At 70.9% G+C, this 21,686-nt stretch carries 19 protein-coding genes and 2 tRNA genes; 5 read left to right on the top strand and 16 right to left on the bottom strand.

The annotated features are described in order from the left end of the window. Nucleotides 1-47 precede the first annotated feature (47 nt). Nucleotides 48-728 carry a hypothetical protein gene (locus AC3X7R_RS09895; RefSeq protein ID WP_489965472.1) on the top strand — a complete coding sequence of 227 codons (681 nt, stop codon included), beginning with the start codon at nucleotides 48-50 and terminating at the stop codon, nucleotides 726-728. 35 nt (nucleotides 729-763) lie between these two features. Here AC3X7R_RS09895 and AC3X7R_RS09900 read toward each other — a convergent pair whose 3' ends face one another. From AC3X7R_RS09900 to AC3X7R_RS09915, 4 genes are read right to left on the bottom strand one after another with little or no spacing between them, the layout of a single operon-like run. Next, entirely contained in the window at nucleotides 764-1,789 is a 1,026-nt protein-coding gene (locus tag AC3X7R_RS09900; RefSeq protein ID WP_489965473.1) for a 1-acyl-sn-glycerol-3-phosphate acyltransferase, read from the bottom strand. A gap of 24 nt (nucleotides 1,790-1,813) precedes the next feature. Further along, nucleotides 1,814-2,638, bottom strand: a complete 825-nt coding sequence (locus AC3X7R_RS09905) for a patatin-like phospholipase family protein (protein ID WP_489965474.1) — start codon at nucleotides 2,636-2,638, stop codon at nucleotides 1,814-1,816. A 6-nt stretch (nucleotides 2,639-2,644) separates the two neighbouring features. Beyond that, the gene (locus tag AC3X7R_RS09910; RefSeq protein ID WP_489965475.1) at nucleotides 2,645-3,058 is read right to left on the bottom strand and encodes a DUF3817 domain-containing protein; all 414 of its coding nucleotides are present in this window, start codon (nucleotides 3,056-3,058) and stop codon (nucleotides 2,645-2,647) included. A gap of 10 nt (nucleotides 3,059-3,068) precedes the next feature. After that, nucleotides 3,069-3,953: an SURF1 family protein gene (locus tag AC3X7R_RS09915; RefSeq protein WP_489965476.1), complete on the bottom strand. Its 885-nt coding sequence runs from the start codon at nucleotides 3,951-3,953 to the stop codon at nucleotides 3,069-3,071. A 168-nt stretch (nucleotides 3,954-4,121) separates the two neighbouring features. Here AC3X7R_RS09915 and AC3X7R_RS09920 point away from each other — a divergent pair, with 168 nt between their 5' ends. Next, nucleotides 4,122-5,027, top strand: a complete 906-nt coding sequence (locus AC3X7R_RS09920) for a sulfite exporter TauE/SafE family protein (RefSeq protein ID WP_489965477.1) — start codon at nucleotides 4,122-4,124, stop codon at nucleotides 5,025-5,027. Between the two features lie 88 nt (nucleotides 5,028-5,115). On the opposite strand, the gene AC3X7R_RS09925 is transcribed toward AC3X7R_RS09920, so the two are convergent. The 12 genes from AC3X7R_RS09925 to dnaA all read right to left on the bottom strand — a co-directional run bounded on the left by AC3X7R_RS09925 (nucleotide 5,116) and on the right by dnaA (nucleotide 20,258). Next, a complete protein-coding gene (locus AC3X7R_RS09925) occupies nucleotides 5,116-8,025 on the bottom strand; it encodes a M36 family metallopeptidase (protein ID WP_489965478.1) in 2,910 nt (969 codons plus the stop codon). Between the two features lie 193 nt (nucleotides 8,026-8,218). Then, nucleotides 8,219-8,294 (bottom strand) — tRNA-Ala (locus tag AC3X7R_RS09930). Nucleotides 8,295-8,350: 56 nt separating this feature from the next. Next, nucleotides 8,351-8,488 (bottom strand): DLW-39 family protein, encoded by a 138-nt coding sequence (locus tag AC3X7R_RS09935; protein WP_489965479.1) that lies wholly within the window; start codon nucleotides 8,486-8,488, stop codon nucleotides 8,351-8,353. A gap of 62 nt (nucleotides 8,489-8,550) precedes the next feature. After that, nucleotides 8,551-8,627 (bottom strand) — tRNA-Ile (locus tag AC3X7R_RS09940). An 86-nt stretch (nucleotides 8,628-8,713) separates the two neighbouring features. After that, entirely contained in the window at nucleotides 8,714-9,241 is a 528-nt protein-coding gene (locus tag AC3X7R_RS09945) for a DUF3566 domain-containing protein (protein ID WP_489965480.1), read from the bottom strand. Then, on the bottom strand, nucleotides 9,241-11,886 hold the full coding sequence (gene gyrA / locus AC3X7R_RS09950; RefSeq protein ID WP_489965916.1) for a DNA gyrase subunit A: 2,646 nt from the start codon (nucleotides 11,884-11,886) through the stop codon (nucleotides 9,241-9,243). Before gyrA ends, AC3X7R_RS09945 begins: the two co-directional genes overlap by 1 nt. Before the next feature lie 137 nt (nucleotides 11,887-12,023). Continuing rightward, nucleotides 12,024-14,126, bottom strand: a complete 2,103-nt coding sequence (gene gyrB, locus AC3X7R_RS09955; RefSeq protein ID WP_489965481.1) for a DNA topoisomerase (ATP-hydrolyzing) subunit B — start codon at nucleotides 14,124-14,126, stop codon at nucleotides 12,024-12,026. Between the two features lie 260 nt (nucleotides 14,127-14,386). Next, nucleotides 14,387-14,989: a DciA family protein gene (locus tag AC3X7R_RS09960; RefSeq protein WP_489965482.1), complete on the bottom strand. Its 603-nt coding sequence runs from the start codon at nucleotides 14,987-14,989 to the stop codon at nucleotides 14,387-14,389. Next, entirely contained in the window at nucleotides 14,982-16,136 is a 1,155-nt protein-coding gene (gene recF, locus AC3X7R_RS09965; protein ID WP_489965483.1) for a DNA replication/repair protein RecF, read from the bottom strand. Before recF ends, AC3X7R_RS09960 begins: the two co-directional genes overlap by 8 nt. A gap of 7 nt (nucleotides 16,137-16,143) precedes the next feature. Further along, nucleotides 16,144-17,130, bottom strand: a complete 987-nt coding sequence (gene gnd, locus AC3X7R_RS09970) for a phosphogluconate dehydrogenase (NAD(+)-dependent, decarboxylating) (protein WP_489965484.1) — start codon at nucleotides 17,128-17,130, stop codon at nucleotides 16,144-16,146. A gap of 67 nt (nucleotides 17,131-17,197) precedes the next feature. Continuing rightward, complete coding sequence (dnaN, locus tag AC3X7R_RS09975) at nucleotides 17,198-18,322, bottom strand: DNA polymerase III subunit beta (RefSeq protein WP_489965485.1); 1,125 nt, start codon at nucleotides 18,320-18,322, stop codon at nucleotides 17,198-17,200. A 388-nt stretch (nucleotides 18,323-18,710) separates the two neighbouring features. Beyond that, nucleotides 18,711-20,258, bottom strand: a complete 1,548-nt coding sequence (gene dnaA / locus AC3X7R_RS09980) for a chromosomal replication initiator protein DnaA (RefSeq protein WP_489965486.1) — start codon at nucleotides 20,256-20,258, stop codon at nucleotides 18,711-18,713. 585 nt (nucleotides 20,259-20,843) lie between these two features. On the opposite strand from dnaA, the gene rpmH reads away from it, so the two are divergent. Genes rpmH through yidD form a run of 3 tightly spaced genes read left to right on the top strand, consistent with a single transcriptional unit; the run spans nucleotide 20,844 to nucleotide 21,668 of the window. Continuing rightward, nucleotides 20,844-20,981, top strand: a complete 138-nt coding sequence (gene rpmH / locus AC3X7R_RS09985; RefSeq protein WP_110180841.1) for a 50S ribosomal protein L34 — start codon at nucleotides 20,844-20,846, stop codon at nucleotides 20,979-20,981. A 40-nt stretch (nucleotides 20,982-21,021) separates the two neighbouring features. Then, nucleotides 21,022-21,369 (top strand): ribonuclease P protein component, encoded by a 348-nt coding sequence (gene rnpA / locus AC3X7R_RS09990; protein WP_489965487.1) that lies wholly within the window; start codon nucleotides 21,022-21,024, stop codon nucleotides 21,367-21,369. A 44-nt stretch (nucleotides 21,370-21,413) separates the two neighbouring features. Then, nucleotides 21,414-21,668 carry a membrane protein insertion efficiency factor YidD gene (gene yidD, locus AC3X7R_RS09995; protein ID WP_489965917.1) on the top strand — a complete coding sequence of 85 codons (255 nt, stop codon included), beginning with the start codon at nucleotides 21,414-21,416 and terminating at the stop codon, nucleotides 21,666-21,668. Nucleotides 21,669-21,686 lie beyond the last annotated feature (18 nt).

Genomic DNA, 21,686 nt, shown 5'->3' on the forward strand with positions numbered 1-21,686 from the left:
CGGGGAGGCGTGGTGAGATGGGAAACCACCCCAGAAAGGTTGATCACATGCGCATCCGCAGGCAGAAGACACTGCTGGAGAAGGCCCAGATCAAGGCCCAGGACGTCGCCGAGCAGGTCCGGCCGCAGGTCGAGGCGGCTCTGGTGACCGCCCGCACGTCGGCCCAGGAAGCCCGCACCCAGGCTGCGCCCTACATCACCCAGGGCAAGATCGTCGCGGCCGACAAGGCAGTCGTCGCCGCGGAGAAGGCGCAGGCCGCGGCCGGCAAGGCCTCGGTGGTCGCCGGCGCGGCCGCCGTCAAGGCGGCGGAGCTGGCCTCGGAGAAGGCCGGCAGCGTCAAGCAGGTCGCCTCGGAGAAGGCCGCCGCCCTCAAGGGCGAGCAGCCCAAGAAGGGGGGCAAGCTGAAGAAGCTGCTCCTGGTCTCGCTGCTCGCGGCGGTCGGAGGCGCGGTCTTCAGCAAGGTGCGCGGTGGCAAGGAGGAGAAGTGGCAGAGCTCCTACGTGCCGACCCCGCCGCCGTCCCCCGCGGGCTCGACCGGCGCCGCCGGGGTGGGCGCCGTGGGCGGCGCCGGCGCGCACACGGCCGACAGCAGTGACGACGTGGCCGGTGCCGAGCCGGGCGAGGCGCTGGCCGACGCCTCGGCTGAGCCCCACGCGGCGACCACTCCGGACGCGCCGGCCGAGGTCGTCGAGCTCGGCGACGCCCAGGGTGACGCCCCCCGGCCCTGACCGACCCGCTCTCACGACGCCCCGCTGAGCCTGGCTCAGCGGGGCGTCGTCGTCAGGTCCTGCGGACGGTGGGCCTCGACCCACTGGTCGATGCGGGCCCACCAGTCGAAGAGCCACTCGATCCGCGCCTCGGGGTCCTCGGGGATCTCCTCGCGGGGCACCTGCCACCAGCGCATCACGATCTCCTTGTCCATCGGCAGCTCGCGCCAGACGTCGCCGACGGTGAGCATGTGGTCGAGCCCGGTGTGGGCGACCATCAGCACGTCGGCGTCGGGGGCGGCGTCCAGGGCGGCGAGGAAGCCGCCGGGCTTCGGGGCCAGCACGTGGATCAGCGACTCCGCCCGCTCGGCCATCCGGCGCAGCCCGAGTCCGTGGAGCCGGGCGATCGCCCGCTCCCGGCGGGCGGGGGTGAAGTTCCCGCCCTCGGGGAAGATGACGAACGCGTCGTCGACGTCCAGTCCGCGGGCCAGGTCGGCGACCTGGGTCTCGGCCGCCGCGCCGCCGCCGGGGGAGATGAAGCGGGCGGGCAGCCGGTGCAGCAGGACCGAGATGGCGGGATCCCACGCCAGGGTGTCCTTGAGCACCACCCTCGGCTCGCGGGCGTACCAGTGCATCAGGGCGTACATCAGGGTGAACGAGTCGCCGGGACCGGCATGGCGGCAGCAGACCAGCACCGGGGCGTCGGGGGAGCGTGACGGGTCGGGACCGTCGGTGCGGATCCGGAGCCGCAGCACCCGGCGGGCCTCGCGGAAGAGCACCACCAGGAGCCCCTCGATCAGGTCGTAGTGGATGCCGGCCCAGTAGGGCGACCGGATCTGCCGGCCGAAGCCGCTGGCCAGCCAGAAGGCGAGCAGGACGACCAGGAGCAGCGCCTCGGCGCTCAGGTAGAGCAGCGCCAGCCACGCGATCCGCAGCAGCCGCCACCGGCCCGGCAGCAGGGGCGAGAGCGCGGCCACCACGATCAGCCACAGCGGCAGCGAGAGCCAGGCGAGCGCCGCGAGCCCCACCACGGCCGGGGCGACCAGGAACCGCTGCAGCGCCCACGCCAGCCGCGGACTCACCCCAGCCCCCTCATGCCAACGCCCTCATGTCAGGTGCTGGTCGAGGTAGTCGCGGACCGACTCGTAGGTCGCGTCGATCCGCGCCTCGATGCTGGCGAAGTCGCGGTGGGCCAGCAGGGAGTCGTCGCGGGCCGAGGTGCCGGCGGCGGGCAGCACGTGGGCCTCCACCTCGGTGGGCAGGGCGGCCATCTCGCGGACGAACCGGTGGCGTCGGGCGATCTCGAAGGAGACCCGGGCCACCTCCCAGGGGGTGGACGGGGCGGTCAGCGGCCGGTCGAAGCGGCCGACCTGGAGCACGAAGACGCGGTCCGCGCCGAGCTCGACCGCTCGGCCCAGCGGCACCGAGTTGACGATGCCGCCGTCGAGGTAGTGGTCGTCGCCGATCCTCGCCGGCGGCAGCAGGCCGGGCACCGCGGCGCTGGCGACCACCGCCTCCACGACCGGTCCCGAGTCGAACCAGTGTTCCGAGGCGCTCTCGATGTGGGAGGCGCAGACCTGGAGCCGGACGGGGAGCTCCTCGAAGGTGACCTCGCCCAGCTCCTCGCGGAGCAGCCGGGTGAGCGGCTGGGCGGAGTAGACGTGGGTCCGGGTGGTCAGGGCCCGCCGCACGGTGCGCAGGGGGCGGTCGCCGTAGACGTCGCGGTTGCGTGCGGCCGCCGCCCACAGCCGGGTCAGCCGGTCGACGACGGCGGGCGTCGGGTCCTGGGCCACCAGTGCGCCGTTGAGGGCGCCGATGCTGGTGCCGACCACGAGGTCGGGGACGACGTCGCGTTCGAGCAGGGCGCGGAGCATGCCCACCTCCACGGCGCCGAGCACTCCCCCGCCCCCGAGCACGAACGCCGTGGTCACCGGCGGCTAGCCGACCGGCTGGTGACCGCGGGGAGCCGGCTCGAGCTCGTCAGCGAACTCGGCCCGGACCTTGGCCGTGGCCCGGCGCTCGGACCAGAAGGAGAGGACCGGGACGGTGCCCATCAGCAGGGTGACCACCATGAAGCCGAGGCTCCACCTCGCCTTGCGCGCGAGCGAGAAGGCGAGGATGAGGAAGATCATGTAGAGCCAGCCGTGCAGGGTGCCCAACCAGCCGGTGATGAACTCGCCGAGCTCGTCGGCACGGCTGCCCTCGTCGAACCAGTTGGGGGTGGTGGGCACGAAGCCCCACATCTCGGTGCCGTCGAAGTTGGAGAGGGGTACGCCGACCAGGCACAGGACGATCAGCAGGACGCCGACCACCCAGGCCATGACGCGATACCGCGTGAGTGCTGCTTTCACGGCCCCGAGATTACCCGTCGCTCGCAAGGGCGCCGGCACGGTCGGACCCGCCCCCGAGAGCCCGTTCGTGGGCTTCTTCGTCGTCCGGTCCGTCCGGTCCGTCGTCGGACCCGCCGTGCGTCCCGTCGTCCGGCCCGTCGTCCTCAGCCTCGCGGGCCCGGGCCACCTCGTCGGCGCACCAGCGCCACCAGATGAAGGCGGCGAAGGCGGCGAAGACCCACCACTCGATGCCGTAGAGGAGGTTCTTCAGCCCGGTGGTGCGGGCCGTCTCGGGGAGCTGGGCGAGGTCGGCCGGAGCCAGCCCCGCGGCGGCCTCGCCGGGCTCTCCGGCGTCGGGGTCGAGGACCAGGAAGGCCCCGTAGAGGTCCTGGTCGACGTGCTGGATGGCGTCCGCGATCCGCAGCTGGGGGATGACGTCGTCGGTGCGGTCCTCGTCGGTCACCCCGGCGTTGCCCTCGGGCGGTTGGAGCCACCCGACGACCTCGGCGCGCCCCTGCGGGGGGTCGGGGAGCTGGTCGAGCTCGGCGAACCACCCGCGCACCACCAGCAGCGCCGCGTCGTTGCCGTCGTCGTCGACGGCGAGCGGGGTGACCGCCCAGAAGCCGTCCGCGCCGTCCTGGCGCCGGTCGGAGACCACGACCGTGCCGTCGGGGACCCAGGTGCCCGCGACCTCCACCGGCCGCCCGACCTCCGACTTGGGGAAGGGCTGGTCGGGCCCGAGCGCGTCGCTCAGCGGCACCGGCGGCAGTTGCGAGCGCTCGACCGCGGCGTCGCTGCGCTGCTCCTGCCAGGAGCCGAACTGCCACAGGCCCAGCCAGACCGCAGCCGCGACCAGGACCACGGCAAGGAGGTGGGCACCCCAGGCGACGGGGCGCAGGAGCGGGTGGGACAGCACATGACGAGCGTAGGCGGCGGGGGCACATCGGCACGTCTGAGGGCCTCGCGGGGCCGGCGACGCTGAGATCCAGGCCACGACGCGCGCCGGGGCCGGGGAGTGGACGTCCGACCACCAATCAGGCACACTTTAGTGAGTTAATGGACTTTGCTTGAAAGGCATCCCTTCATGCTCCTCGTCGCCGCCTTCGCTGTTGCCGGTGCCCTTGCCCAGCTGGTCGACGGCACCCTGGGCATGGGTTTCGGGGTCACCTCCGCCACGGTCCTGCTCTTCCTGGGCGTCGCCCCGGCCACCGCGAGTGCGGCGACGCACGCCGCCAAGCTGCCCACCACCCTGGTCAGCGGCCTCTCCCACTGGCAGGTCGGCAACGTGGACCGCGGCGTGCTGATCCGCATCGCCCTGCCGGGCATGGTCGGCGGCTTCCTGGGCGCGGTGGTGCTGACCAACATCAGCCTGGCCTCGGCCAAGACCTGGATGTCGGGCCTGCTGATCTTCTTCGGGATCCTGATCTTCCTGAAGTTCGGCTTCGACCGCAGCATCATCCGCACCCCGAAGAACGGCAGCACCGCCCGCTGGCTCTCCCCGATCGGGCTGCTCGGCGGCTTCGTCGACGCCACCGGCGGCGGCGGCTGGGGCCCCGTGGTCACGCCCAGCCTGCTCACCGTCACCTCCCACGAGCCGCGCAAGGTCGTCGGCACCGTCAGCCTGGCGGAGTTCCTGGTCGCGATCTCCGTCTCGGCCGGCTTCCTGGTCGGCATCGCCCACCAGGACATCCCGTGGCTCTACGTCCTGGGCCTGTGCCTGGGCGGCGTGGCGATGGCCCCGATCGCGGCCCGGCTCGCCGGCAAGCTGCCGCACGCCCCGATGGGCACCCTGGTCGGCGGCCTGGTCATCCTGACCAACGGGATGACCATCGTCTCCAGCACGGGCGGCCTGCCGCTGGCCGTCGACATCGTCCTGATCGCCGTCACCGTCGTGGTGACCAGCGTCGTCGCGTGGAAGGCCTGGGGCCGGGAGCGCATCGCCCGGGCGGCCGGGGAGGGTCGCGAGGAGGACGCTCTCGTCCGACGGTGACGCCGAGGCGCTCACCAGCCGCTCCCGCCCGGATCGCGGGATGCCGAGGCCCCGGCACGCAGTCGTGCCGGGGCCCCGGCGGTGTGGGTCAGCGGCCGAAGGCCTGGAACTCCGTGGCCCGCACGTTGAGGTCCTGGTCGCTGCCCGCCGAGCAGTCGGTCACCGCGCGCGGGTCCTGGTCCTGCTCACCGGCATAGTCCGGCCCGCCGGTGCACTGGTTGGTGACGACCTGGAGCCACAGGTGGGTCGCCCTGGTGCGCCGGATGTCGAACGACCGGATGATCAGGTCCGGCGCCCGCGGCCGGGGGGCCGTGGCCGGGAACGCGTCTTCCGGGCTGACGAACACCCGCGTGAACTCGTCCTGCTCGTCGCAGTCGACCCCGCGGGCGATGGAGCACGCCCACACCTCGAACTGACGCAGGGCCGAGTAGCGGCTCTGGCTCGGCTCCGCCGGGGTCCCGTCGGGGTTGGTGCGGGCCGGCCGCAGGTGCGCGCTGACCTGCACCCGCCGCACGTTCTGGCGCTTGGTGCCGGCCAGGTCGACGACGACGTGCTGCTCCGCGACCGGGGCGCCGAGGGCGGCCCACTGGGTGCCCTCCTCGTCGTCGACGAGGTTGACCAGGTCGGTGCCCGTGCCCTCGACCGCCGCGCCGTTGGCGGCGGACGCCAGGTTGGTGTCCATCCGCGGCGCGAGGGTCTTCGACCGGCCGGCGGAGAGCGCCGTCAGCGGGATGCGGGCATGCCCGTGGCCCGGGGCGCGGGCCACGAACTCATAGGTGCCGGGCACCATCTCCACCCGGTTGGGCAGCGCCGTGGTCGGGTCGGTGTCGGCCACCGGCACGGCCCGTGCCTGGTAGCGGCCGACGTAGAGCTGGGCGCCACGCACCAGGCGACCCTGCTCGTCGCGCGGGGCGAAGGTGAGCGCCGTCTCGCTGGCGTACGCCGACCGGAAGCTCGGCGTCGGGTCCGCGTCGGCGTAGCCGGCGCTGGTGGCACCCTCACCCAGGCCCCGGCGGGCGAAGGCGTTCCAGAGGATGTCCTGGTTGGCGCCGTTGAAGCGGAGCAGGTCCGCGGCCAGCAGCGCGTTGCGGGAGTCGACCTGACTGACCTGGCTGTTGGCCATCAGCAGGAACGAGTCGAAGACCAGCTGCATCCAGCGCCGGTTGCCCGGGCACCCGCTGACCGGTGTCTGACCGTTGGCGCACGACTTGTTGAGGGCCGCGTCCCCGGCGCCGTACCGGTCGATGAAGGCCTGCCGGATGTCGAAGTTGGTCGCAGTCCAGATCTCGCCGTCGGCGTGCACCTGCGGCCCGGTGACGTCGTAGCCGATGTCGCTGTAGTTGAGCGGGCTGCGGCTCATGTTGTAGTTGCGGATGCCGGCCACGGGGTCGCCAGTCGTGTACTGGCCGATCGTGAAGGCCTGCAGGCCCGCCGGTGCGTAGCCGTGCTCGTGGAGGTACTCCATGGCCATCTGGTCGCTCCAGCTCTCGCTCATGCCCTGCGGCGAGCTGACCCCGCCGTTGGGTCCGGCGATCATCCGGTTGCTGATGGCGTGGCCGTACTCGTGGCCGATGACGCTCATGTCGTAGTCGCCGTCGACGCACGGGGCGTAGAAGGCGCCGGCGATCGGCTGCCACATGTACATGTTGGTGATGGGCGCCTGGCCGTCGGGCGGGGTGAACTGGTTGGCGTTGTTGCGCGCGGCGAAGGTGGGCGGCCCGCCCGAGATCGCACCGGCCTGGGCGTTGCCCTGCTCGTAGTCGTTGCCGAGGCCACCCCTGCCGAAGTTCTCCTTCTGCATGTTCCAGGTGCTCTCGACGAAGCCCAGGTGGTAGGACCAGTCGTGCATCCGGTTGTGCATGGCGAAGAGGTTCGCGCGGGCGGCGTCGAGGTCGACGTTCTCGGGGGAGCCGAACGTCTCCGGGTTGCACCCCTGCTCGTACCACTGGTTGGTCCACGGGTAGACGTACTCCCGGGTCGGCGACGGGGTCGCCGTCTCGGTGCCGACGGTGCGCGAGCTGTTGCTGTTGCGGTTCTCGACCGCGATGGCGTTGTTGCCCAGCGTGGTGAACGTCGGCTGGTTGGTGGTCGGGTCGACGTCCCAGGGCAGCGAGGCGCTCGTGCCGACCGCCTCCTCGCAGCCGGCCAGCGGCGTCCAGCACCACGTCGCGCGGGTGTCGCGGGAGGAGTAGTCCACCGGCGGGTTGCTCGGGAACACCTCCCACTCGGGGTTGTCGGAGTCGTGGTCGACGAGGTCCTCCCGGACCAGCACCTCACCGGAGCGGGCGTCGACGTAGCTGGCGAAGCCGACGGCCTCGTCGTCCTCGGAGCGGAGCACCACCTGGAAGGCGGCGCGGGCCGCGGCGCCCGGCACGGGCACCGCGACCTCGGTCGTGCCGAGCACGACGGGCTCGGCGATGCCGGCGTCGCGGGCGGCGAGCCGCTCGGCGTCGGCCGCCGTCAGGGTGGCGGGCGCCGGTGCCGCGGCGTCACGCGCCAACGAGGAGCTCAGGTAGAGCACCTCGCCGTTGCGCACGCCCACGGCGGCGATGCCGTCGACACCGGCGGCGAGGTCGCCGAACTGCTGGCGCACGACCACGACGCCGGCGTCCTTGCCCAGCGGCCGGCTGGTGAGCACCTCGACCGACTCGGCGCCCCGGGCGGTGAGGCCCAGGAGGTCGCGGGACTCGGCGAGGAACCCGAGCGCGGCGGCCTCGGGGTCTGCGGGGAGCCCCGTGGCGAGGGGTGCGTCGGTGGCCATCAGCACGGCGGGCGTGCCGAGCTTGTTCCACCGGGCGGTGGCATCGAGGTCGTCGACGGCGGACCGCTGCTTGGCTGTCGGCGCGGCCCGGCCGTCGCGGACGTCCTTGTCGCGGGAGGCGGAGTCCTCGCCCTGGAACCCGGCGGCGCCGGCTCCTGGTGGACCCGCTGGTGGGGGGTCGGCCGGGGAGGCCGACGAGGCGAACGGTACGAGGGTGGCTGCCAGGGAGAGCGTCACGAGGGCAGCGCCGACTCCTCCGACCCGAGAATTGAGGTGCATCGGTGGGTCCCTTCCGGCGACCGCGGTCGCCGTGTCCGAGAAAGGTAGGGACCCCTCGTTCTACTCCGCGCCGGGCGCCGTGGGAAGGCTCTTCGCTCATTGCCGGTCTCGGCAGCGCTCTTCGGGACGTTTCGACAACGTCCCGAGCTGGTGGTGGAGCCTAGGGGACTCGAACCCCTAACCCCCTGCTTGCAAAGCAGGTGCGCTACCAATTGCGCCAAGGCCCCTGGAGAACCAGGTGAGTGAACCAGGTGAGCGCGGCTGCCCGTGGCAGCCGGCCGGCTCAGTTCTGCGGAGCGCTCGTCTCGACCGGGTCGGTGGCCTCGGCCCAGAGGGCCTGCTCGGTGCGACCCTCGTCGAGCTTCTTCTTGGCGAGGGCGGCGCCTGCAGCGGCCAGCAGGATCAGCACGAGCTTCTTCACGGTCTTCTCCTCGTCTTCACCGGGCGGGATGCCCGCGGCGAGTGCCGGGAGTCCGACCGGGGTGGTGGGCCTAACAGGACTTGAACCTGTGACCTCTTCCTTATCAGGGAAGCGCTCTAACCGTCTGAGCTATAGGCCCTCCTCCGACCAAGGCCGGACGACGTCTCCGCCGAGGCGGTGACCGCGGGGAAGACTACCCGATGCGCTCGGGGAGCGACAAAACGCCTAGTGCTGGTCCTCGGCGAGGGTGACCTCGATACCGCCCAGCAGTGCGGCGGACATGTTGTAGAGGAAGGCACCCAGCGTCGCGATCGCGGTCAGCAGGAAGACGTCGATCACCGCGACCAGCGCGGTGAAGCCCAGGACCCGCGACATCCCGACGTACTCGGTGATGTCGAAGGCGCTGGGGGAGTCCTTGGGGTCGGCGACGCTCGCCACCGTCTCGTTGATGGACTCCCAGACCCCCGCCGCGCCCAGCACGAACCAGACGATGAAGACCGCGACGAAGGTGACGATGCCGAAGGCGACCGAGAGCAGGAACGAGGTCTTCGTCACCGACCACGGGTCGAGCCGGGTCAGCCGCAGCCGCGCCCGGCGCGGCTGCTTCTTGCCCGCCGTCGTCGGCCTCATGGTGGCCGTGTTGCGGTGCTCCTCGGCCGCCTTGCTGAGCGTCGCGCCGATCCTTCCGGGCAGCGCCGTCCGCACGACCGTGTCCTCCGGCTCACGGCTGCGCGGGCGGGCGCTCTCGGTCATCAGGAGTCGCTCTCTGTGCTGCTGGTCTCGGTCTCGTTCTCGGGCTGCGGGTCGGTGCCCACCTCGACGTCGGTGACCTCCTCAGGCGTGACGTCATCTTCGATTGTTGCATCCTCGCGGGCTTCCATCGAGCGTGCGACGACCACGACCGAGTCGCCAGCCTTGGGAGAGACGAACTTGACCCCCATGGTGGAGCGCCCGGTGGGGCGGAAGTTCGCGTTGATCGGGCTGCGCACGACCTGGCCGCCGGCGGTGATCGAGAGGATCTCGTCACCCTCCTCGACGATGAAGGCGCCGACCAGCTGGCCACGCTCGGCGTTGGCCAGCGACATCGCCTTGATGCCCAGACCGCCGCGCGACTGCACCCGGTACTCCGGGATCGGGGTCCGCTTGGCGAAGCCACCGTCGGTGATGGTGAAGACGTACTGCGGGTGCAGGCCGAACCACGGGCCCTGCTCACCGACCGGCTGCTCGGCGCCGCCGGCCGTCGTCGAGGCGGCTTCCTCGACCGAGACCCCCGCCTCGTCGGCGGCGTCCTCGGCCTCGACCTGGGCGGCCCGGATGATCGACATCGACAACAGCGAGTCGCCGTCACGGAACTTCATCCCGGTGACGCCGCCGGTGGCCCGGCCCATCGGCCGCAGCTGGGAGTCGTCGGCACGGAACCGCACCGCCTGTCCCTTGCGGGAGACCAGCAGGATGTGGTCCTCGGAGTTGACCAGCTCGGCGCCGATCAGCTCGTCGTCGTCGTGGCGGAAGTTGATGGCGATGACGCCGGCCTGGCGCGGCGAGTTGTAGTCGGCCAGCCGGGTCTTCTTGACCAGCCCCTGCTTGGTGGCGAGCACCAGGTAGGGCGCCTGGTCGTAGTCGCGGATCGCCAGCACCTGGGCGATCGACTCGTCGGGCTGGAAGGAGAGCAGCCCGGCCACGTGACCACCCTTGGCGTCGCGGGACGCCTCGGGCAGGTTGTAGGCCTTGGTCCGGTAGACGCGGCCGGCGGTGGTGAAGAAGAGCAGCCAGTGGTGGTTGGTGGTGGCGATGAAGTGCTCCACCACGTCGTCGCCGCGCAGGGTCGCCCCGCGCACGCCCTTGCCGCCGCGCTTCTGGATCCGGTACTGGTCGCGCCGGGTGCGCTTGGCGTAGCCGCCGCGGGTGATCGAGACGACCAGCTCCTCGTCGGGGATCAGGTCCTCCATCGACAGGTCGCCGTCGGCCGCCACGATCTGGGTACGGCGCTCCGAGCCGAACTTGTCGACCACCTCGGTGAGCTCGTCGATGATGATCTGGCGCTGCCGGGCCTCGTTGGACAGGATGTCCTCGAGGTCGGCGATGATCCGCTCGAGCTCGGCGAGCCGGTCGACGATCTTCTGGCGCTCCAGCGCGGCGAGGCGGCGCAGCTGCATCGCGAGGATGGCGTCGGCCTGGAGCTCGTCGACGTCGAGCAGCGCGATCAGGCCGGTCCGTGCCTCGTCGACGTCGGGGGAGCGGCGGATGAGGGCGATGACCTCGTCGAGGGCGTCGAGGGCCTTGACCAGCCCGCGCCAGATGTGCGCGTCCTCCTGCGCCTTGCGCAGCCGGTAGCGCGTCCGGCGCTGGATGACCTCGACCTGGTGGGCGACCCAGTTGCTGATGAACTGGTCGATCGTCAGGGTGCGCGGCACGCCGTCGACCAGCGCCAGCATGTTGGCGCTGAAGTTGGACTGGAGCTCGGTGTGCTTGAAGAGGTTGTTGAGCACCACGCGCGCGACCGCGTCGCGCTTGAGCACGATGACCAGGCGCTGGCCGGTCCGCGAGGAGGTGTCGTCGCGGACGTCGGCGATCCCCTGGATCCGCCCGTTGTCGGCGAGCTCGGCGATCTTGAGCGCGAGGTTGTCCGGGTTCACCATGTAGGGGAGCTCGGAGATCATCAGGCAGGTGCGGCCCTTGGCGTCCTCGTCGATCTCCACCACCGCGCGCTGGGCGATCGAGCCCCGGCCGGTGCGGTAGGCCTGCTCGATCCCCTGGCGGCCCACGATCATCGCGCCCATCGGGAAGTCGGGGCCCTTGATCCGCTCGAGCAGGGCGTCCTGGAGCTCCTCCCGCGTGGCGTCCGGGTGCTGCAGCGCCCAGACGGCACCGGCCGCGACCTCGCGCAGGTTGTGCGGCGGGATGTTGGTGGCCATGCCGACCGCGATGCCGGCCGAGCCGTTGACCAGGAGGTTGGGGAAGCGCGCCGGCAGGATGGTCGGCTCGGAGGAACGGCCGTCGTAGTTGGGCTGGAAGTCGACGGTCTCCTCGTCGATGTCGCGGACCATCTCCATGGCCAGCGGCGCCATCCGGCACTCCGTGTACCGCATGGCGGCGGCGGGGTCGTTGCCCGGCGAGCCGAAGTTGCCCTGCCCGTTGATCAGCGGGTTGCGCATCACCCACGGCTGCGCGAGCCGGACCATGGTGTCGTAGATGGCCGAGTCACCGTGCGGGTGGTACTGACCCATCACGTCGCCGACCACGCGCGAGCACTTGGAGAAGCCGCGGTCGGGCCGGTACCCGCCGTCGTACATCGCGTAGAGGATGCGCCGGTGCACCGGCTTGAGGCCGTCGCGGACGTCGGGCAGCGCCCGGCCGACGATGACCGCCATCGCGTAGTCGATGTAGGAGCGCTTCATCGACGTCTGCAGGTCGATGGCCTCCACGCGTCCGCTGGGACCCGGTCGCTCGCCGCCCATGCTGGTGGTGTCACTCACGTGTGTGCCTATCTGCTCTCTGGTCGTCTCTACAGATATCTAATGATTTTGCTAGATTCTTAGATATCGAGGAATCGGACGTCCTTGGCGTTTCGCTGGATGAAGGAGCGGCGCTGCTCGACGTCCTCACCCATGAGGATCGAGAAGATCTCGTCGGCCTGGGCGGCGTCGTCGAGGGTGACCTGCAGAAGGATCCGGTGCTCCGGGTCCATCGTGGTCTCCCACAGCTCGTCGGCGTTCATCTCGCCGAGACCCTTGTAGCGCTGCACCGGGTTCTCCTTGGGCAGCTTCTTCCCCTGCTCCATACCGTCGCGCATCAGGGAGTCGCGCTCGGAGTCGGAGTAGACGAACTCGTGCGCGTGCGGCTTGTTCCAGCGGAGCCGGTAGAGCGGCGGCTGCGCCATGTAGACGAAGCCGTGCTCGATGAGCGGCTTCATGAACCGGAAGAGCAGGGTGAGCAGGAGGGTGTTGATGTGGTGGCCGTCGACGTCGGCGTCGGCCATCAGCACGACCTTGTGGTAGCGCAGCTTGTCGAGGTCGAACTCCTCGTGGATGCCGGTGCCCAGCGCGGAGATGATCGCCTGCACCTCCTGGTTGCCCAGGACCTTGTCGATGCGCGCCTTCTCGACGTTGAGGATCTTGCCGCGGATCGGCAGGATCGCCTGGATCCGCGGGTCCCGGCCCTGCTTGGCCGAGCCGCCGGCGGAGTCACCCTCGACGATGAAGACCTCGCACTCGAAGGGGTTGGTCGACTGGCAGTCGGCCAGCTTGCCCGGCAGGCCCCCGCCGCCCAGCAGCCCCTTGCGGTTGCGGGCCAGGTCGCGGGCCTTGCGGGCCGCCATCCGGGCCGACGCCGCGGCCTGCGCCTTGCGGATGATCTCCTTGCCCTCGGCCGGGTTCTGCTCCAGCCAGGCACCGAGCTGGTCGTTGACGACGCGCTGGGTGAAGCCCTTGGCCTCGGTGTTGCCGAGCTTGGTCTTGGTCTGCCCCTCGAACTGCGGCTCGGCGAGCTTGATCGAGATGATGGCGGTCAGGCCCTCGCGGATGTCGTCACCCGAGACCCGGTCCTCCTTCTTCTTGACCAGGCCCCACTCCTCGCCCCAGTTGTTGACCAGGGTGGTGAGGGCCGCGCGGAAGCCCTCCTCGTGGGTGCCGCCCTCGTGGGTGTTGATGTTGTTGGCGAAGGTGTGGACCGACTCGGTGAACGAGGTGTTCCACTGCATCGCGACCTCGAGGCTCATGTGGCTCGGCGAGCCCGCCGGCGTCTCGGCCTCGAAGGAGATGACCGAGGCGTTGGCCTTCTCCTTGCGCCGGTTGAGGTGCTCGACGTAGTCGACCAGCCCGCGGTCGAACTTGAACCGGCGCTCGATCCCGCCACCCTCGGCACGGTGCAGCGCGACGGCCTCGTCCTCGACGTCCTCGCTCACCGTCTCGTCCTCGACGGCGTCGGCGACGTGCTCGGCCGACGGGCGCTCGTCGCGGATGATGATCTCGAGGCCCTTGTTGAGGAAGGCCATCTCGCGCAGGCGGTTGGTGATCGTCTCGAGGTCGTAGTCGACGGTCTCGAAGATCTCGGTGGAGGCGTAGTAGGTGATGGTGGTGCCGGTGCGCTCGCCCTCCTCCATCTCGCGGACCTGCTCGAGCTCGCCCTCGGGCACACCGATGTGGAACGACTGGCGCCACAGGTGCCCGCGGTTCTTGACCTCGGCGATCAGCCGCGTCGACAGGGCGTTGACGACCGAGATGCCGACGCCGTGCAGGCCGCCGGAGACCTTGTAGCCGCCCCCGCCGAACTTGCCGCCCGCGTGCAGCATGGTCAGCGCCATGGTGAGCGCCGGGATGCCCTCGGTGGGGTGGATGCCGGTCGGGATGCCGCGACCGTTGTCCTCGACCCGGATGCCGCCGTCCGCCTGGAGGGTCAGCACGATCCGGTCGCAGTGGCCGGCCAGCGCCTCGTCGACGGAGTTGTCCACGACCTCCCAGATGAGGTGGTGCAGACCACGTGCCCCCGTCGAGCCGATGTACATGCCCGGGCGCTTGCGGACCGCTTCGAGGCCCTCCAGCACCTGGATCGCCGAGGCGTCGTACTCACCGTCGCTCGCGGTGCCCGAAAGGGCCGTCAGGGCGGTGTCGGGATTTCCGGCTTGGGTCTCAGCGCTCACGCAGGGCCTTCTTCCAGTCGCCCACAAGGGGCTGCTCGACATGCAGAAGGGTCCAGGCGCGAGAGCCAACGGACCCGGGCCTCAGTTTAGCCTCTGCGGCCCTCAAAGCCACACATCCCGCGAGGTTGGCAGGGCTACCCCGGAGGAAATGAGGCCCTAGGCGGCATTCCAGGGCCTTTCCGCGGGCCGATCAGGGGGCCTGATGAGGCCCCATACGTCCGGGAGCCCGCCAGATCGGCATTTCGCCGGATCGGGCGCGATCAGCCGTAGGTGTCGCGGGGACCCCGGCCGCGGGTGGAGCGCAGTCCCTTCTTCCACGACGGCAGGTGGGGGCCGAGCACCTCGATCAGCACCACCGTGCCGTGGCCGAGCTCCTCGTTGAGCCGGCGCACCAGGTTGGGGGCGAGCATCCTGAGCTGGGTCGCCCAGGCGGTCGAGTCGGTGCGCACGATCAGCTTCCCGTCGACCAGGGTCTCGGGGGTGCAGTGGTCGCCGACCTCCGAGCCGACCAGCTCCGACCAGCGGGCGAAGACGCTCTGGACCTGGAGGTCCGTCTCCCAGGCACGGGCGCTGACCAGCCGTTCCAGGGCGCTGCCCAGCAGCTGGGGGTCGCGGTCGTCGGGATGCGCGCCCGAGACCCGGCTCCGGCCCCGGGACCGGGGCGCGAAGGCACTCCCGGTCCCCCCGGACTTCTTTCGTCGCGCCGGGGTGCCGCCCGGCGCGCGGGAGGTGACCCGCGCCTGCGACCGGGCCAGGTCGAGCCCGTCGTCGCGGTGCTCCTCGTCGTCGGGAACCCCGGCGGCGGAGTCGGGGTCGGGGGAGTCGACGGGGGGCTCGCCCGCGGCCGGGCCGACCTCATCCACGGCGTACCTCCCCGTCGGCCACCAGGAAGCGGGCGCCGGCCAGCGCCTCGGGCACGTCCTCGGCCACCGCCGCGGTGACCAGCACCTGCTCGGCCCCGGCGACCAGCTCGGCGAGCTGCTGGCGACGGCCGGTGTCGAGCTCGGCGAAGACGTCGTCGAGGATCAGGATCGGGTCGTCGCCCTCGCTGCGCAGCAGGTCGAAGGAGGCGAGCTTGAGCGCCAGGGCCACCGACCACGACTCGCCGTGCGAGGCGTAGCCCTTCACCGGCAGCCGCACGTCGCCGTTGCCCAGCACCAGCAGCAGGTCGTCGCGGTGCGGGCCCACCAGCGAGACCCCGCGCTCCAGCTCGTCGCGGCGGCGTCGCTCGAGCTCGGCGAGGAGCTGCCGCTCCAGCGACTCCGCCCCGGGCGGCTCCGCCGAGGGCTCGAGCTCGAAGGAGCACTTGTAGTCGATCTCGGCGTCGTCGCGGGAGGCACCCCGGGCCACCGCCTCGTAGGCCTTGCCGACGTAGGGGCGCAGCGCCTCGACCAGCTCCAGCCGGTGGGCCAGCAGCTCGGCGCCCACCCGGGCGAGGTGGGAGTCCCAGACCGAGAGGGTGGAGAGGGCGGCCTCCTGCGACGAGCCGCCGCGGCGGGCGGCGCCGGCGGTCTTGAGGAGCGAGTTGCGCTGCCGCAGGATCCGGTCGTAGTCGGCCCGCGCCCCGGCGAGCCGGGGGGTACGCAGCACCAGCAGGTCGTCGAGGAACCGGCGGCGGTCGCTCGGGTCGCCCTTGACCAGGGTCAGGTCCTCGGGGGAGAAGACCACCGTGCGGACCAGGCCCAGCAGCTCGCGCGGTCGCGGCAGCGGCGACCGGTTGATCCGGGCGCGGTTGGCGCGACCCGGGTTGAGCTCGACCTCGAGGGTCGCGGCGCGGCCGTCCTTGACGACCACCGCGCGCACCAGCGCCTGGTCGGTGCCGGCCCGCACCAGGGGAGCGTCGGTGGCGACCCGGTGGGAGCCGAGCCGGGAGAGGTAGTCGACGGCCTCGACCAGGTTGGTCTTGCCCTGACCGTTGCGACCGATGAACGCGGTGGCCCCGGGCTCCAGCTCGACGTCGATGTCGGTGTAGGAGCGGAAGTCGTGGAGCAGGAGGTGCGAGACGTACACCGGAGCGCTAGCTCTCCCCGGCTTCGGAGTCGCTGCCCGCGCCGGCCTTCCGGGCGGCCGGGGCCTCGTCGGGCCCGCGGCCTGCTCGCTGGTCGCCGGCGACGTCCCCGCCCTCGGGGGCCGGGGTGCGCATCGCGTGGCCACCGAACTGGTTGCGCATCGCGGCGATCGCCTTCATCGCCGGGCTGTCGTCCTGCCGGGAGACGAAGCGGGCGAAGAGGGCGGCGGTGATCGCCGGCACCGCGACGGCGTTCTCGATCGCGGCCTCCACCGTCCACCGGCCCTCGCCGGAGTCCTCGGCGTAGCCCTGGATCCCGGCCAGCCCGGGTTCGTCGTCCAGCGCGGCGACGAGCAGGTCGAGCAGCCACGACCGGATGACCGTGCCCTCGCGCCAGGAGCGGAGCACCTCGGTGGTGTTGTCGACCACGTCGACGGCCTCGAGCAGCTCCCAGCCCTCGGCGTAGCTCTGCATGATCGCGTACTCGATACCGTTGTGGACCATCTTGGAGAAGTGCCCGGCGCCCACCTTCCCGGCGTGCACCGCACCGAAATCCCCCTCGGGCTTGAGGGTGTCGAAGGCCGGCTGCACCTTGGCGACGTCGTCGGGGGTGCCGCCGTACATCAGCGCATAGCCGTTCTCCAGACCCCACACCCCGCCGGAGACTCCGCAGTCGACGTAGCCGATGCCCTTCTCGGCCAGCTGCTCGGCGTGCTTGACGTCGTCGGTCCACCGCGAGTTGCCGCCGTCCACGACGACGTCACCCTCGGAGAGCAGCTCGCCGAGCGCGGTGACCGTCTCGTGGGTGGGCCCGCCCGCGGGCACCATCACCCAGACGACACGGGGTGCGCTGAGCCGCTCGACCACGGCCTCGAGCGAGTCGACGTCGCTGACCTCGGCGTTGTGGTCGAAGCCGACGACCGTGTGGCCGCCGCGGCGCAACCGCTCCCGCATGTTGCCGCCCATCTTGCCGAGTCCGACGAGCCCGATCTCCATGCGGATTCCTCCAGTGGTGTGACGGCTGGTCTGGTGCGACGACGGACGAGGCCCGCTGCGCCGTGCGTTAGGAGAGAAGTCTCCTCGGCATCAGCAGGTAACGGAAGGCGTGCTCGCCGTTGCCGTCGGTGGCGGAGATGACGACCGGCTTGGTCGCCTGGGTGAACGCCAGGTCCACCTTCTCCCCGTCGAGGGCGCTGAGGCCGTCGAGCAGGTACGTCGGGTTGAAGCCGGTGATGATCTCGCCGCCGTTGATCTCGGCCTCGAGCGCCTCGGTCGCCTGCGCCTCGTCGCCGGACTGCGAGTCGAGCACGACCTCGCCGTCGGCGAACTTCATCTGGACGGCCGTGTTGCGCTCGGCGACCAGGGCCACCCGCTTGACGGTGTCGATCAGGTCCTGCCGGTTGACGGTGGCCACCGTCAGGTGCTCGGCCGGGAAGAGGCTGCGGACCTTGGGGAACTCGCCGTCGAGCAGGCGGGTGGTGGTGCGGCGCACGCCGTCGGGCGTGGACCCCTCGAAGCCGATGATGCCGTCGCCACCGGCGGTGGCCAGCGAGATGGTCACGTCACCGCCCAGGGTCTTGGCGGTGTCGCTGAGCACCTTGGCCGGGACCAGGGCGGCGAGCGAGGCGTCGGTCTGCGCCGGCGACCAGGTGAGCTCGCGGTGGGAGAGCCGGAAGCGGTCGGTGGCGAGCAGGGACATCCGGTCGCCCTCGATCTCGATCCGGACGCCCGTCAGGACGGGAAGCATGTCGTCGCGACCGGCGGCGGTGACCGCCTGGGAGACCGCCTTGGCGAACTCCTCCCCCTTCACCACCCCGCTGGGGGCGGGGACGGTGGGCAGCGTCGGGTAGTCCTCGACCGGCATCGTCTGCAGGCTGAACCGTCCGGAGCCGCACTTGATCTCGAGCTTGGCGCCGACGAGCTCGCAGTCGACGGGCTTGTGGGGGAGGCTGCGGCAGATGTCGGCGAGGAGGCGCCCGCTGACCAGCACGCGCCCCTCGTCGGAGACGTCGGCGCGGACCTCGGCGCGGGCGGAGGTCTCGTAGTCGAACGACGAGAGCACAAGTCCGTCGTCCCCGGCCTCGATGAGCAGGCCTGCGAGCACGGGTGCGCTGGGACGCACGGGGAGGCTGCGGGCAGCCCAGGCGACGGCGTCGGCGAAGACGTCGCGGTCGACGCGGAACTTCACTTCGTTCCTCCGGATCTTGTGGTTCGAGCGTGGGGTGATCCTGCCATGCCCGGACACGTGCTGTCCGCGCGGTGCCCAAGGAGGTCGACGAGCAGGTTCTCCCCAGGAAGCGGTCCGGATGGTTGTTGAGGATGATCGGTCAATGGAGAGGTGAGTAGTCGTCATAGGGGTTGGGGAAACTGTGCATAACCTCGATCGACGCAGGTGAGAGCCGTGCGGGCCTGTGGGGGGCGCCTGTGCACGAGGTGTGCGTCCCTGCCCGCCGTTGTGAGGGAGGCCGGGTCCTTCGTCCGGTCCTGCGCAGGGGTGCACAGGGCTGTGGAGAGAACCGGGCCCGGGAGCACAGGAATTGCACAGGCGCCCGGAGCCGGTCCGAGCCGCTGCGGGCTCAGCCCTGTCGTGCCTGCATCTTGATGCGGTTGGTGAGCTCGCTGACCTGGTTGAAGACCGCTCGGCGCTCGGCGAGGAGCTGGTTGATCTTGCGGTCGGCGTACATCACCGTCGTGTGGTCGCGGCCGAACTCCTTGCCGATCTGCGGCAGGGACATGCTGGTCAGCTCGCGGCACAGGTACATCGAGATCTGGCGGGCGAGCACCAGGTGACGGCCGCGGCTCGGGCCGCAGAGGTCGTCGATGCTGACGCCGAAGTAGGCCGCGGTCTGGGCGATGATCAGCGGGGAGGTGATCTCCGGCTCGCCGCCTTCGGGGATCAGGTCCTTGAGGACGATCTCGGCGAGGGTCATGTCGACCTCCTGCCGGTTGAGGTTGGCGAAGGCGGTGACCCGGATCAGCGCGCCCTCGAGCTCGCGGATGTTGGTCTGGATCTTGGAGGCGATGAACTCCAGCACGTCCGGCGGTGCGGTGAGCCGGTCCATCGCGGCCTTCTTGCGCAGGATCGCGATCCGCGTCTCGAGGTCGGGGGCCTGGACGTCGGTGATGAGGCCCCACTCGAACCGGTTGCGCAGCCGGTCCTCGAGCGCCTCGAGCAGCTTGGGGGGACGGTCGGAGGTGAGCACGATCTGCTTGTTGGCGTTGTGCAGCGTGTTGAAGGTGTGGAAGAACTCCTCCTGCGTCTGCGTCTTCCCCTCGAGGAACTGGATGTCGTCGATCAGCAGGACGTCGACGTCGCGGTACCGGCGCTTGAAACGGTCCTGCCGGTCGTCGCGGATCGCGTTGATGAACTCGTTGGTGAACTCCTCCGAGGAGACGTAGCGCACCTTGGCCCCGGAGTAGAGGGAGCGCACGTAGTGACCGATGGCGTGCAGGAGGTGGGTCTTGCCCAGCCCGGACTCTCCGTAGACCAGCAGCGGGTTGTAGGCCTTGCCCGGGGCCTCGGCGACGGCGACCGCGGCCGCGTGGGGGAACCGGTTGGAGGAGCCGATGACGAAGGTCTCGAAGGTGTACTTGGGGTTGAGCCGGGTCTCCAGCGAGCTCGGGGCGCCGGGGTGGACCGAGGGGTGGAACGCCGGGTGGCTGACGCCCGGGTGGCCGGTGGCCGGCCCGCCGAGGCCGCTCGAGAGGGGCTGGGGAGCGTGGCCGAGGCTCTCGCCCAGGGTCTGGCCCGGTCGGCGGTCGGGGTAGTCATGGGACTCGGGGAGATGGACGACGTTCCGCTCCCACGGATTTGTCGACATGTCGTCTTGTTGCTTTGGCGCCTCGTCGGGGGCCACGGGGAGGGCGTGGTCCTCCAGCGCCGGGTTCACCGTGACGGCGATCCTGATCTCCCGGTGGAAGCGGACGCTCAGCGAGTCCTCGAGCTGGGCACGGAGCCGGCCCTCGAGCTGGCCCCGGGTGAAGTCGTTGGGCACCGCGATGATCGCCGTGCTCTCGTGCAGCGTCACCGGCTCGCTGGCGCGGAGCCAGGCTCGCTGGTTGGGCTGCAGCTGGTCCACGACACTGCGCCACACGGTGGCCAGGTCAACCGGCTCGTTCTCCACGTCTCTCCCTCATTGCCTGACGGCTGGATCGTCCCTGCCGATGGAGGTCTGCCGGGCCCAGAGGGTGACGGGACGACTCATCGCTCCACAAGGTTATCCACAGGTGTGCATCTTGCCCTATTTGGGTGACCGCGACCTGGTCCATGCCTCGGCCGAAGACGAGACACCGTCCTGTCTTCGCAGGTCAGAGGCGGTGTGGGCCGCTTTCCGAACGGGGCAGAGATCGGCGTCGCGAGGAAGGGGAGGAGCGTGGGGAGATCGTCGGGGGACGTGAAAAGTAACAACCTGCCGAGGGCGGGGGCAAGCCGTCATCCACAGGCTGGGGCGGGTCCCGAGCAGTCCTGGCGAGGCTCGGGAGCCGGTGGGGCGGCGCACCCGGTCGCGCGGGTTTGACCCTGGTTCTCCGCTCCGCGTACCGTTGGCAGGTCACCCGACGTCCGCTCGTGGTCGACCGGTGCCGCATGTCCACGGATATTCACGCCCAGACCATCGGCGTGTGCCGTGGGGAGGCGGTGCCAGCCGAAGCTTGGCGTACCGAATTTCCCGCCGGAGTGGACACCCGCAGAGACACATCGGAGAGAGCTCGTGAGCAAGCGCACCTACCAGCCGAACAACCGCCGCCGTCACAAGGTGCACGGTTTCCGCCTGCGCATGCGGACCCGCGCCGGCCGCGCCATCCTGTCGGCGCGCCGCCGCAAGGGTCGCAACAGCCTGGCTGTCTGACGCCGGGCCACGGCGGACCCGCGAGGACGTCGAGCACCCGATGCTGCCGAGATCTGCCCGCCTCACCCGGGAGGACGGATTCCGGACGGCGGTGCGCGGCGGACGACGGGCCGGGTCCGGAACCCTGGTCGTGCACTGGCACGACGACGGGGACGGACCGGTCCAGATCGGGTTCGTGGTGAGCAAGGCGGTGGGCAACGCCGTGGTTCGCAACCGCGTGAAGAGGCGACTACGCCACCTGACCCGGGAGCACCTTTCGGAGCTCCCGGGTCGTGGCGTGCTCGTGGTGCGCGCGCTTCCGGAGTCGGCCGGCGCTCCTTCCGGCCGACTGGCCACAGACCTGGACCGCTGCCTGTCCCGGGTTCTCGTCCGACGTCCGGGGACGTGAGCGCGCATGCGGCCTGATCTTCCGAGGGCGATCTCGTGAAGTACGTGCTGATCGGTCTGCTGCGGCTCTACCGCACCTTCATCAGTCCGCTCTACGGTCAGGTCTGTCGGTACCACCCGACGTGCTCGGCCTACGCCCTCGAAGCAGTCACCCGGTACGGCGCCCTCAAGGGGAGCTGGCTCGCGGTGCGCCGCCTCGGCAGATGCCATCCGTGGTCCCCGGGCGGCTACGACCCCGTCCCTCCCCGCGCCCCCGCCTCCCCCGTGGGTGCGGCTACGACCCCTACTCGAGGAGCTTGAGTGCTCGACTTCTTCGGT

It is taken from the genome of Nocardioides sp. Z22_16, from assembly GCF_058134365.1.